A 228-nucleotide genomic window follows, 5' to 3' on the forward strand; every position below is an offset into this window, starting at 1 on the left:
CCCGGCGCCCGGCCGGACCATGAGCGTCTGGGCGGGCACCGGCAGCGTCGCCGGCGGTCTCATCGTCGGCGCGAGCATCACGGGCGACATGACCCGCTTCAACCGCTCGCGGGCCGACGCCGTCAAGCAGACCGTGCCCGGCGCCTCCCTCGGCGAGTTCGTGTTCGGCCTCGCCGGCGTGCTCCTCGCCCCCGCGGCGGCGACCGGGGACATCGTCGCGATCGTCCC

The 228-nt window shown here is 76.3% G+C and carries 1 pseudogene; it reads left to right on the top strand.

Annotation, left to right across the window (positions count from 1 at the left end):
• A pseudogene (locus tag KVS71_RS19845) lies at positions 1-228 on the top strand (cytosine permease); the annotation flags it as partial.

Origin of the sequence: Microbacterium sp. GbtcB4 (genome assembly GCF_019091465.1) — a bacterium.
Classification (GTDB): Bacteria; Actinomycetota; Actinomycetes; order Actinomycetales; family Microbacteriaceae; genus Microbacterium; species Microbacterium paraoxydans.